Consider the following 13,978-nt stretch of genomic DNA (forward strand, 5'->3'; position numbering starts at 1 on the left):
GAAGGATGTCCGGAAAATCAGCCATAAGTTACGCAGCCTTTTCAGAGGCAAAAGTCTTTTTCCTTTTTTCCAGGCATTCTGAAAAAAGAGAAAGGATATCCTTACTTGTAATATTACTCTCCATGACAGACTCCAAAAGTAACAATGCATACTCAATTTTATGCGCGCCGAATAGCCCTTTGGCAAATTCATGACAGGCCACGGCCACTGCTGAAATATTTAAAGTCTTTTTTAAAAGCGCAAGTCCATCCATACCCTTTTTTTTCATGCCGCTGCAGATATGTGCCATAACCAGCAAAAAACGGGCCGGGGGATATTCAGAAACCTGTATCAGTAAATTTTCAATAATAGAGATGGTTTCTTCAGGATTGCCACGAAATAATTCAGCATACGCATATGCATAAGGCGCTTCCTTCATATTAGGGAAAAGTTCCATCGCTTTTTTTGCAGACATGGATGCATCTTCATATTTCCCGATTTTTCCGTATGCAGAAGCCATATTGACGTAGGCATCCCCGATAAATTTGTTATCCGGCCTAAGATCAAGCGCAAGAAATCTTTGCCATAAATCTATGGCTTCTTCATTTCTTTCAAGAACGCCGGCCTGGACCGCAAGCTCACGCAGGGCGATTTCGCTGTCGCCCATTTCTTCAAGTTTTGAAACACCCATAAAATAATATTTTTCACCTTTTTCAGCACAATTGTTTTCATCAAGCTTTCCGTAGTGATGAACAGGTATATCGCATATATAAACGCTTGCTTCTTCCCTTAGCAAAGAAGGATCAAGCATCTCATGCACCGGGTAATCAAACCTTAACCGGCTGTCATTATGGAACAACCTTGCCTTGCGTGTCGGGATCCAGCCCGCGCCTGCTTCTTCATCAGGGTATTCACCGCTGTTGATCATCCATCCTATTATATTCGTTTTATTTGTATAATTTCTTGTTGTAATTAGATAAGCAGCGAGTTTGTCAGTATTTCCGTCAATTATATTCCTGAAAGCCTTGTAATCAATAGAAGAGAGAACCTCATCCGCATCCAGTGTAAAAATCCATGCACCGGAAGCCATGGAAATTGAATAATTTCTTGCATCAGAAAAATCGTTGCCCCATTTATAGTCATATATTTTGGCTCCAAAAACCCTGGCCAAATCATTGGTTCTATCCGTAGAGCCTGTATCTATCACAATCATCTCATCGACAACGGGTTTTACACTTTGCAAACATTTTGCCAGATATTTTTCTTCATTTTTTACTATCATGCATAAAGAAACGGTTTTATCTTTTTTAATGCTTTTATCTATTTCCATCGGCCCCAGAACATCCCTGACACGTCCTGCTGCTGCAAGAATTCCATCATCGATTCCAAACTTGACAATCGCAGCTTCAACATTCTCCATGGCCTCATCATATTTATCCTGCTTAATCAACAGATCTATCAGCATGTATTCTATTTTTTTATTATTCGGAAATAATGCTGCGGCATCCCTTGAAAATTTTTCACACCTTGAAAATTTTTCCTTCGCAGTCATAGCTGCATGATATAATGCAGCAACATCAAAAACCGCCGGAGCAAGGATAAAACCCCTTTCATACAATTCCAGCGCTTCTTCCTCGTCTCCGGCTCCCCACTTCATAGTTCCAAGGTGAGTGTATGGTTCGCCGTAAGATGGATCTGCAGCAATAGCCCTTTCAAAGAATTTTTCAGCTTCAAGACTATTCCCCTGTTTATAAGCCAGCATCCCTTTTAGATTTAAAGCAGGCGCAAAATCCTGATATAGTAAAAGAGCCTTTTCAGCATACTCTTGAGCTTCATCATCTCTGCCCAGACCCGCCATACAAAAGCCCCTAAGCTCCAAAATTCCCGCCTCTTCCATGACAGAGGTTTGCGTATTGACCACACCCTTAATCTGCGGAATTTCATCAAGCGTATCAAGGGCATCCTGGAATTGTTTGGCAGCCGCCAGAATTTTAGCCGCAGCGACATATAAGCTTCTATCATTATGAGAGCTGCCGATTCCATCTAATAATGCATCAACCGCTTTTTCGACATCGCCTTTATGACTGAACTCATCAGCCCTTTCCATAGAATTAAAAGCTATCAAGCCTTTACCCATGACGCCTTTTGCATCCAGGCCGCTCCATTTTTCAAAAAAAATCTTTTGCTCAGCATTCAGGATGTCTTTGTTGTCAAAAGCGGAATCTATCAATCTGCAATCATCATTATGATGCGCATACACATCTCCCGCTATTACATTTTGATAACCTGAAATAATTGCCCTCAAACAATAATCCTGCATCATGACTGTTTCTGTATTAAACTTTCCATCAAACAGGCCTGTTTTTTCTACAACTTCCTGTTTCAGCATTACACAAAACCCGGACAACTTTCTTGCTAAAACCCTGCGGTGCCGGTTGACCTCCCTGAAATCTTTTGAATAATCAAAAAATTCATCAAATGATTGATAGCCAGGCTTCAAACTTTTTTGCAACCTGTCTGCATTATTGCTAATCGGCCCGACAAGGCCAATCCCAGAATCAATATTCATACATTCTATCATATCTGAAAGCCAGTTTTCCGGTACAACCACATCATCATGCATTAAAACCAGATACTTTCCCGCAGCTATTTTCAAGCCATCATTATAAGCATCAGCCAGACTCGAATTTTTTTTCTTTTTAATTAAACTGTATTTTTTGTCTTTATCTTCAGATGCAAGACGTTTCATCAATTTTAAAGCGCCTTTTGCAGCGCCTGTATTTATAAAAATAATATTATAATTTAAAAAAGTATTATTTTTAATACTTTGCAGGCAGTTGTTTAATTCCTTTTTTTTACTTGAACAATTAATAATTATTGTGGCAGCAAGAGCGTTATTTTCAGATCCGTTTTCAGCAATTAACGGTTTGATATCCTGATTTACTTCAGAAGCCGGTTCAGCCTTTTCTCCGCTTCCGGCAATTGTATTACACAACTTTTGCTCAATCTTTTCTGATATTTCTCCGGCCATTTCTTCAGCAAGCAATTTGTCCAAATTTTTACGCGCATTTTCATTCCATGGTTCAACTTCAAGTATCTTGCTGTAAAATATTTTTGCATCTTCAAATTGCTGCAAGGACTCACAAATATAACCGATAGCAAACAAAACCTCCGTATCCAGCGGGTCAGATTTTAGTATTTTATTATAAATCTGCAAAGCATCTTCCAAACGCCCCGATTCCGCGCAATAGAAATCAGCCAGATTTTTTTGAAAAGTCATATTTTCCGACTCAAGCTCCGCAGCTTTTTCATAATGATCAAGCGCTTTTTCCTTATTGCCCTGCTTATAATATAAAACCCCCAAATCATTATGAGCCAGAGGAAAGTCAGGATAAGATTCAAGCAATTCTTCAAGTTTTTCAATCGCCTCATCAAATTGTTCTTCTTTAATTAATGGCTGAATACTTTGGTAAATCTCTTCAGGAGATCCAGATAGGCTATTATCACTTATAATATTACTTTCAGCACCCTGCCCCCTGATTTCTGACAACTCTCTGCTTAGTATCTTATCAAGATTCTGCCTGGCATCTTTGTTTTGCGGCTCAATCTCAAGAACCCTGTTGTAAAATACCTTTGCATCATCAAATTTTTGCAAAGATACACAGGTATGACCGATAATCAGCAGAATTTCCAGATTTTTTGGTTCTTTTGCAAGAATATCCACATATATTTTCAGCGCATCCTCTACCCGCCCTTGCTCAACATAATAAAAGTCTGCCAGATTTTTTAAAGAAGTAATATTATCCGGTTCAAGCCGGGTTGCTGTTTCAGAAATATTTTTATCTGAAGAATGAACATCTTTGTACAAATTAAAAATTTTATTATTTTCTTCTCTTTGCTTTTCCCTGTTTGAATGTTCAATACTTCCGGGTGATCGCAGATAAAGTCCCAGGCGAACCGGAACATGTAAAAAATTCCTGGTTTGAGAAATTCTCAACCAAAATTCATAATCTCCCGAAGTAACAAATGAATCATCAAAATAACCGTATTCATCATGAACATCCCTTCGCCACATAGGCTGAGGCCCTATAAAACATTCTTTATTTAACAAATCCTCCCTTTTCCAATTCCTCCAGTGAAAATAACCAGCCGGAGTGCAGTTTTGAAATGTCTCATTTTCTGTTTCGGTGATTACAACATCTGCATAAACAAGAGCAATCTCCGGAAGTGTTTCAAGCATTTTATACATAACTTCCAAAGCATCCGTTCGATGCCTGTCATCCGTATTTGCATTTGTAATATATTTTCCGGATGATGCTTTTATACCTCTATTCCACGCTGCATAAACCGTTTCACGCTGATCGGTTCTTATATATTTGATATTGGAGTACTTTTCCTGAAATTCTTTGACAATCGCTTCTTCATTCTGCTCTGAACCGCTGTTAACAACGATAATTTCTAATCTGTCAGCAATTGTCTGGGCTTCCAGATCTTCCAGGCAACCGCGAATAAACCGCTCGGAATTATAAGTAGATACAATGGCAGAGACAATATAATCATCTTTTTCCAGATTTTTTTCTTTTACAGCCAGCTCTTTTTCTTCTGGTTTTAATTTATAATATTTCAGTTTATCAAAATTTTGTTTGGCATCTTTGTTAGAAGGATCAAACTTAAGTACAATCTTATAAAAATCCATGGCATCATCAAATAATTGCAGAGTTATACAAATATGACCCATTATCAGCAAAGTCTCGACATCCTTTGGATTGGCAGCTATAATTTTATTGTAAATCTGCATTGCCTCTTTTACCTGACCCAGTTCAACATAATAAAAATCCGCCAGGTTTTTCTGGAATGTAATATTTTCAGGCTGGAGCTTTGCTGCTTTTTGATAATGCTCCAACGATTTATCTTTATCGCCGGTTTTATAATACAAAAAACCAAGGTCATTATGTGCTAACGCATAATCAGGATATAATGCCAAAAACATTTTTAGCGCACCGATTGCCTCTTTTTCTCTTTTGCTGTTGATCAACTTTTTAATCTCACAGTACAAAGCCTGAAGTGATTTTACAGAACCAACCGAATTATCATTATTTCCTATATCAGAAAATACCATTATCTATACCTTTTTATTTTTTAAAAAAAATGACGATTCATTAATTCTTCTAATTTTTCCCAATTATCGAATAATCTAATCATCTCTGCTCTCTTTTCTCTGTCATCTGACATCCAACTTTTGATCTCTGTCCCTACGTTCTTTCCTCAACAACCCACTCCCCCACATTTCGGTCGGTAAATTCAATAGCAAAAAGATAATTTTTTTTAAAGTCTATGAAAACATATCCTCTCAAATCCCAATGCCACTACTACAAATTTTTGCAGCCGCAGGTTACCATGCCTTTGTTCAAGTTTTTCACCATACTCTTTTACCTGTTTTTTACCATCTTCCATTTGCGTTACAATTTCAGGTACCTGATACAGCTCATCTTTAGACAGCTTTTTCGCCTGTTCAGCGCTTAATCCTGCATTTTTAAGCTTTACAAACTTAAACTCAATCAAAACATCAAATACGTTGCCGTATCTTTTATCCGGCCTGATGATCATGGTTAGATCAGCATAGCGTCGGTCAATCTCTTTTTCAGAATCCATGATATAGATAATATCGTTGTAAAGCAGTGTCAGGAATGCTGTTTTTACAGTCAGCTCATTTGCCCACCTGTAATCCCTGTTATGAAAAACCTTGAAATATCTCTCCTCCATGAATCTACACAAAGGAGCCATATCTCCTTTCTGGTACACCAGTTCTGCAGCATCTCTGCCATCATCCCTGTCATCAGGCTCCGGCAAAAACATTTTTTGAACCCGCTCCACATATAGACTCTGCATAACGAGATTGGGTACTTTTAAAATTACTTTTAGTTCTTCAGTATCACCCGCAATGGTCAATACCCCGAAATAGTAAAGAAAAGAGACCAGGAATGTATTATCTCTGGATTTATCCGTCAGCATCTCTTCTATACCGAATCGTTTACTGATTTTTTCTGCTACAACCTGCTGATCTTTTTCCATCAGGCTCATTAAAAGATCACTTCCTTTTGGAATTTGAGCAATATATTTAAGCTTTGCTTCATCTACTGCAAGATTGTCATCTAACATCTCTCTTGGATAACTGCATCTTTTTTCAAACTGTTTAAAAAAATATAAACAAAGAGTTGGGTTATAAATTTGTTCATTTGCTATATGGGAAAAAGTATAACCATTGTAATATGTCCGCATTAAACTTACAGCTTCTTTGATTTTTTCTTTTCCAAAACCACATTTATCAACAATATTTTTGAGTACATCCTCAATTTCATTCTGCTTAAAACCGCAGAAATCGTTAAACTCAGGTTCAAAATAAATATTTTCAGCAATATTATACCCGCTTGTAATATCGCTCATAACAACAGGTGAAACCCCTGTAATAAACACACGGTCAAACATAGAGCTTGAGGTTGAGGCTTTTACTGCTTTAAAAAAAGTTCTAAGAGGACCCTCTTCATGCACAAGCGCTTTGTACCTGCCTTCAGAGCTTTGAACCCCCATCATTACTGTATTGGCAAAATTATCATACTCATCTATTAGAAGATATACAGGATATGGGGTCATGCGGGCTGAAGTAATAAGAGATTTCATTGAAAAAAGGGCATCTTCCCGATCGATCTCAATCGCAGGCAATTCAAATCCTTTATAATTATAAACTTTATAAAATTCGATAATACATGCATTAATATGATTAAAAAGAGCCTTTTTAACATCTTCAGCGCTGCCGGTGGGATCAACACATGAAAAATCGAGCTTTAAAATAAAATATGAATTACGTAGATCAGTTGGATTTTTTCCGATCTTCAATCCACCAAAGAGCTCTTCAAATTCGTCTTTTTTTGCCACATCATAGTAATTTTCCAGCATGGAGAGAACAAGGCTTTTACCAAAACGCCTGGGACGAATAAAGAGTTGAAAATCCGAATTTTCAAGCAGAGGTATTTTATCTGTTCTGTCACAGTAAAAATAATTTTTAGTATTAATTTTTTTAAAATCAGATATACCGTATGGATATTTCATTGCCTGCTCCTTTTAACGGCCTGATTGCCGGCGTTTTTTGTTAAAAAACTTTTTACAAAGCCATAATATTTGGAAGATTTTTCATATTATTGCCTTTTTTTAAAGTCTATAAAAGCATATCCTCTCAAATCCCAATGCCACTACTACAAATTTTTTGAGCCGCAGGTTACCATGCCTTTGTTCAAGTTTTTCACCATACTCTTTTACCTGTTTTTTACCATCTTCCATTTGCGTTACAATTTCAGGTACCTGATACAGCTCATCTTTAGACAGCTTTTTCGCCTGTTCAGCACTTAATCCTGCATTTTTAAGCTTTACAAACTTAAACTCAATCAAAACATCAAATACGTTGCCGTATCTTTTATCCGGCCTGATGATCATGGTCAGATCTGCATATCTGCGGTCAATCTCTTTTTCAGAATCCATGATATAGATAATATCGTTGTAAAGCAGTGTCAGGAATGCTGTCTTTAATGTCAGTTCATTTGTCCACCTGTAATCCCTGTTATGAAAAACCTTGAAATATCTCTCTTCCATAAACCTGCACAAAGGAGCCATATCCCCTTTTTGATATACTTTTTTTGCAGCATCTTTACCATCATCCCTGTCATCAGGCTCCGGCAAAAGCATTTTTTGAACCCGCTCCACATATAGACTTTGCATAACGAGATTGGGAACTTTTAAAATAACTTCCATATCTTCAGTATCACCTGCAATGGTGAGTACTCCGAAATAATAAAGAAAAGAGACTAAAAATGTATTGTCGCGGGATTTATCCGTCAGCATATCTTTAAGTCCAAAACGATCTTCAATATCTGATATTACAACATCTTGATCTTTTTGCACCAGGTTCATTAAAAGATCTCTTCCACGGGGAATCTGAGCAATATACTCAAGCTTTGCCTCATCTACTGCAAGGTTTGAATCCAGCATTTTTCTCGGATAGCTGCACATTTTTTCAAACTGTTCAAAAAAATACAAAGAAAGCGTTGGATTATAAATTTGTTCATCTGTTGTATGAGAAAAAGTATAACCATTATAGTAAGTCTGCATTAAACTTGCAGCTTCCCGGGCTTTTTCTTTTTCAAAACCGCATTTATCAACAATATCTTTGAGTACATTCTCAATTTCATTCTGCTTAAACCCGCACAGGTCATTAAACTCCGGCTCAAAGTAAATATTCTTTGCAATATTATACCCGCTTGTAATATCGCTCATAACAACAGGTGAAACCCCTGTTATAAAAACACGGTCAAACATGGAGCTTGAAGTTGATGCTTTTACTGCTTTAAAAAAAGTTCTAAGCGGACCCTCTTCATGCACAAGCGCTTTGTACCTGCCTTCAGAACTTTGAACCCCCATCATAACTGTATTTGCAAAATTATCATATTCATCTATTAGAAGATATACAGGGTATGGGGTCATGCGGGAAGCGCTGACAAGAGATTTTAAAGAGTATAGAGCATCATCAAAATTGACTTTTATTTGAGGTAATTCATACCCTTTATATTTATAAAAAGCATAAAATCCTTCAATACAACCGTTAATATGATTAAAAAGAGCCCTTTTCACATCTTCAGCGCTTCCTGTGGGATCAACACACGAAAAATCAAATCTCAAAATAAAATATGAATTACGCAATTCTGTGGGATTTTTTCCGATTTTCAAATCACCAAAGATCGCTTCAAATTCATCCTTTTTTGCCACATCATAATAGTTTTCCAGCATTGAGAGCACAAGGCTTTTGCCAAAACGTCTTGGCCGGATAAAAAGTTGAGATTTTGTATTTTCAAGCAAAGGTATTTTATCTGTTTTGTCACAATAAAAATATTTTTCCTTGATAATACTACTAAAATCAGAAATACCGTATGGATATTTCATTGTCTGCTCCTTTTAACGGCTATCGCAAAAATAATATTAAATTGCGAATTTATTTTTGTGCAAACCCTAACGGTCTGATGCTCTTTCCTCTCCAGAAATACGAGTATAAATTAATTTTGTCAATCTTACCTGAAACAATCAAGTTGTTACATCTTCTGCACTTCACGAAGCCTTTCAATCGCATATGCATTACACGAATCAATTTCCAACACCCTGTTGTAAAACACCATTGCATCATCAACTTTTTTAAGGGATTCACATATCTGCCCCAAAATAAGCAAAGTTTCAATATCGGTTGTATTGGCATCTAAAAGCTTTATATAGATTTGCATCGCTTCTTCCACACGCCCTGCTTCAACAAAATAAAAATCAGCGAGATTTTTCTGAAAAGTAACATTCTCAGGCTCAAACCGAACCGCCTGCTGGTAATGATTCAACGCCTGTTCTTTATTACTATCATTATAATACAAAACCCCAAGATCATTATGCGCCAGGGCATAATTGGGATATACCGCCAAAAATATCCCCAAAGCGCCAATTGCTTCTTTTTCTTTTCCGCTGTTGATCAACTTTTGGGCTGTTTGATATAGTTTTTCAGGTGAGGCAGTGCCTGTTTCCTTCTGCCGTGCTGTATTCTGGCTTCTGCCTTCTGAGCTCTGGCCTCCGACCTCTGGCTTTTGACTTCCTGCGCCTATCATTTTATTCCAAATCCGCTCATATAAATCCCTGTATGCATTCGCCTGCACCTCCAGAGCATATTCTTTTTCAACCTTTATTCTGCATTCCTTTAAAAAATCTATACCACTGCTGATTGATGATATAACCCAGTCAATTCCTTCAATTAATCCATTTATATCTTTAGGCTTTACCAAATAACCGGTCTTTTTATGCTCTATCATATCCGGTATCCCACCTATATCAAAGCCGACTACAGGCACACCGCAGGCCATTGCCTCTACAACGGTATTGGGAAGATTATCTTCGAGAGAGGGAAGAACAAATACATCTGCCGCGCTGTAAGCCAACGCAAGTTGTTCCTCATCCGCTATTGAACCAAAATTCATAACTGAATATTTTGAAGAAATTTTGATACCATTAGGCAAACTTCCAAATGTAAGAATAACCATATCATTTCCTATTTTCAGAGGAATTTTATTTAAAGCCTCTATCAGATATTTAAACCCTTTTCTTTCATTTAAAACAGAATCAGCGCCAAACAGGATCACTTTTGCAGATTCTGGAATATTCAACTCTTTACGAATCTCTGCTTTAGGATATGGCTTAAAGATATCAATAGGGAATCCATTTGGAATAATGGTAACCGGAAACGAAGAAAAGAGTTTGCTTTCAGCAGCGCATTTGCCAAGCCACCGGCTTGGTGTAACAATATTTATGTTTAAGAACTTATAAACATCATATTTTTGCTTCCATACATGGGATGAAAGATCTGTGTCATTGTCAGATCCCAACTGCGGACATGCGCCGCAAGAAGTCTTATATTTCACACAGTCGCCCGCATAGTGACACCCCCCTGTAAAAGGATTCATATCATGAAGCGTCCATACAATCGGTTTGTTCCCTATCGCCAAAGGAGCGCTCGGACAATCCATGCTCCCTGCAATCCAGTGGAGGTTAATTATGTCTGCCTCCTGTATCTCGCGGACACGATCGAGCCTTACATCTGAAACAGCGTCTGTAAACATTTCAAGCCCTACAGGTCTATTGGGATATTCAGATATGAGCTTATGCCACCTTCCGGCCTGCTGATTCCACACAGGAGAGTTATATGCGGAAACATCCAGACAATTTGTTATTCCCCTGGAATAATCATTGGGTAACGCTTTAACACTCGGATCGCCGCTTTTTTTATTCAGCACAAGCATGGTGGAATCCACACCGACTGCCTGCAAACCCTTATGCAGCCTGTATGCTGCCTTGCCAGCACCTCCAAAATCCTGCATGCAGAGATTAACAACATTTATATTTCTTAGTTTATGCCTTAAGAGCATGGCATCTGTTTTTTGTCTCCAATTCTTATTGCTTATATCGAAGCGGTCAAACATGAATTCTAATTTATTCTGATCCTTCAGAAATCCTTTAATTTTTCCACCACCGGTATAATCTATCGCCACAAACGGGACGTCTAATTTTTCGGCAAACAAAACAGAATGGAATCGCATGCATACATTAAATTTGCTTCTGCTCATAACCGATAGAATATCCTGAGGGGAATAGACCTTATTTCCTATCTTGTAGCTACCTTCTTGCAAATAGGTCTTAGCAAATCTTCTGGCGAAATCTCTGTCGTCTTGGCCAACAACAAAAGTATGCATTGGCATCAGAAGGGGCTTGAGACCTGTCTTTTTCCTAATATTGCAAAGCATCTCTCCCAGTTCTTTTTCAAAACGTTCTCTGAACGCTAAAAAATCAGTTGAAGACATACCGCTTGCATACTCAAATGTTATTTCTCTCAAAAAACATGCAAAATACTCTTCATCATGAATTGTCTGATCCTGAAGAGTTTCCTTTTTCCAGCCTTCAACAAAGCCGACTGCTGGGTCACCCGTACAAATGGCGTCTATTCTGCCTGTATTCTCAGCAACCCAAGAGATGGATGTATTATCCCTAAGCCTAATCTGTGTGCTTAACCTTAATAGCTCTTTAACGGCTAATATGTGTTCATCTGCGATAAGAGGCCCGATTCCACAACCCTCAATGATACATGGTATATTAGCTTTCCTGGCTTCAAAAAAGGCTGTAAGAACAAACCCGAGTGGTTCCATCCCCATCAATGGCCCTCCACCCATAACAATGGCATCGGCAGATTTGCATGCTTCTATATATTCTATCGAGTATGTCTTTACGATTCTTATATCTTCTGTTCCAATCTCATAAAGTGTTCTTCTGGTAACAAAAGGATACAAACTTGCTATCGTGATTTGTATTTGTGGGTTTGCGTTCTTTAGTCTTTGAATTATGTCACTAATGATGGCTTTATCTCCAGCGGTTTCAGTGCCGTACCAGCCAACAATCAAAGGCTTTTTGAACTTTGACCAATCAAGCGGTATCGGTGAAGACGAGGGAAGGGTAGTGGAGTTTATGAGACTTTGCCGGACTGACATTTTTTTTCTTAGAAACATATCTTCTTTAAATTGCTCAAGTGACTTTTTTGATGGTGGAGCATGATAATCATGAATGCAATTACTACAATATTTTTGAATAATGGACTCGCGTAATGGTATGTTTTTCTCATAAATAATTTTTGCCGATTTCTCAAGGCAGGAGTCCAAGATTGGAGATTTGGGCGAACAAAATAGCAGATTACCCTTACTGTCAAGACCGAGAGCTTCTGACCGATAAGGACAGCCGCTTTCGCGGGGCTTTCCTTCAAAAATCATCTGACGAATATTTCTATAAGTTTCCTTAACATTTGGAGATGTTTCATAAAAAAGTTCGAGTTTGCTAAAAAATAGTGCAATTTGATATCTTTCATCGTCGTCAAAGTTTCTAATATATGCTTTCAGGTCGCTATTATAAAGCCGGTTAATAAACTCACCTATCCTGAATTTTCCAAGGACATTTTCTCTTTTACAGAAATCAAGCACCTCGTCCAAATGCCAAACATTTTGTTTGATAACAGTGCACCCTATAGATAGAGGAATATTGGTATTATCACGGATATAACGTATTACTCGAAGCGCATTTTCAAAAGCTCGTTCCCTGCCTCTCACAGCGTCGTGTACTTTGCCGATGCCATCAAGAGAAACCATAACATTAAACGGCAAATTGGCCTCCCTACATACTTCATTGCATTTTGTTATCTGTTTAATGACCTGTTCAGCAGCCAACGCATTTGTAATCAACCCCGTTCCCTTAATGCCATCTTTACCAGCTATTACGCGGAATATTTCCGGCAGGTCTTTTCTGAGGGTTGGCTCTCCCCCGCTGACACCCAGATATCTCAAATTGCTAAACAAAGGATCACGCAGGATTGTCGCCAACTCTTCGGGGGTAATCTCCTTTTCCCGTTTTTGCTCCCATACCCGGCACATCTTGCAACGTGAATTGCAAATGTCATTTACCATAAAATTCAAAGTCATTGGAAGCATACCGGACAAATTCATTTTAAGGTCCTCCGAAGGGTCTGGGTGAAAATATTTATAAAATATCTGATCTATTTTAAAGTCATAATTAACCTTGTCAAAAAAACGCACTCTCTTCTTATTTAATAAGTATTTCATCCCAAATTTATTGCTTATGCCACAATGCATACCACTACCATCATGCCCGATATTATTAACAAATGATTCAATAGGTTTAATTGTATATAAATTATTTTTTATCGAATGAAACACTATTTTATAATCCGCAGCATCTAATTTTCCATCTTGGATTTGTTTTAATCCATTGATTAATTTAGGATGTATTTTGTTTATTTTTCTATAAAGCGAAATATCATTCATTACCTCATTATATGCATCATTATATTCTACAATTTTAAAAAAATCTCTGTCATTCCATGTTGCACAACCCCAACCATTAAAATAGACACTTAAATAATACTCATACTTGTAACTTTTAGGAAAATTAACTGGTACATTATATCCACTGATAGCAATTATATTTTTATCATGCTCATAAAACTCCAATGAGTCATTCATAAACTGCAAAAATCCTGAAGCAGTAACAATATCATCCTCCATAGAAATAACGCGACCATATTTATCAAGTAATCGCTTAAAACCATCACGAGTATTTTTTAGATAATTATTCGTTTTTCGCTCAAAAATGTTAACAGTTTTAAAACCATCAATAGTATGAATATACTCTCTGAGCCTTGCAACTTTTTCTTCATCACCCAACTTGGGGGCATCAGAAAATATATAAAGTTCACTTTCTTTTGCCAAAGTATTTTTTTGCAAGGCTTCAATAGTCTGTTTTAAATGATTTATTCTTGTGTATGCACATACTCCAATTGGTGCTAAATTCCTCATCACAATATCTCCTTTGA

General features: G+C 37.5%; 4 protein-coding genes. All 4 read right to left on the reverse strand.

Going from position 1 to position 13,978, the window contains the following annotated elements; translation table 11 throughout:
• Positions 1–28: 28 nt before the first annotated feature.
• The gene (locus tag BuS5_RS15205; RefSeq protein ID WP_051375281.1) at positions 29–5,098 is read right to left on the reverse strand and encodes a glycosyltransferase; all 5,070 of its coding nucleotides are present in this window, start codon (positions 5,096–5,098) and stop codon (positions 29–31) included.
• A gap of 206 nt (positions 5,099–5,304) precedes the next feature.
• A complete protein-coding gene (locus BuS5_RS15210) occupies positions 5,305–7,086 on the reverse strand; it encodes an AAA family ATPase (RefSeq protein WP_274427789.1) in 1,782 nt (593 codons plus the stop codon).
• A 99-nt stretch (positions 7,087–7,185) separates the two neighbouring features.
• The gene (locus BuS5_RS15215; protein WP_274427790.1) at positions 7,186–8,967 is read right to left on the reverse strand and encodes an AAA family ATPase; all 1,782 of its coding nucleotides are present in this window, start codon (positions 8,965–8,967) and stop codon (positions 7,186–7,188) included.
• A gap of 146 nt (positions 8,968–9,113) precedes the next feature.
• A complete protein-coding gene (locus tag BuS5_RS15220) occupies positions 9,114–13,961 on the reverse strand; it encodes a polysaccharide pyruvyl transferase family protein (RefSeq protein WP_051374995.1) in 4,848 nt (1,615 codons plus the stop codon).
• Positions 13,962–13,978 lie beyond the last annotated feature (17 nt).

Origin of the sequence: Desulfosarcina sp. BuS5 (assembly GCF_028752835.1) — a bacterium.
Taxonomy (GTDB): Bacteria; Desulfobacterota; Desulfobacteria; order Desulfobacterales; family BuS5; genus BuS5.

Excerpts from the sequence above, each read along its gene's own strand:
- BuS5_RS15215 (WP_274427790.1), bottom strand. The coding sequence starts at position 8,967 with ATGAAATATCCATACGGTATTTCTGATTTTAGTAGTATTATCAAGGAA.
- BuS5_RS15210 (WP_274427789.1), bottom strand. The coding sequence starts at position 7,086 with ATGAAATATCCATACGGTATATCTGATTTTAAAAAAATTAATACTAAA.
- BuS5_RS15205 (WP_051375281.1), bottom strand. The coding sequence starts at position 5,098 with ATGGTATTTTCTGATATAGGAAATAATGATAATTCGGTTGGTTCTGTA.
- BuS5_RS15220 (WP_051374995.1), bottom strand. The coding sequence starts at position 13,961 with ATGAGGAATTTAGCACCAATTGGAGTATGTGCATACACAAGAATAAAT.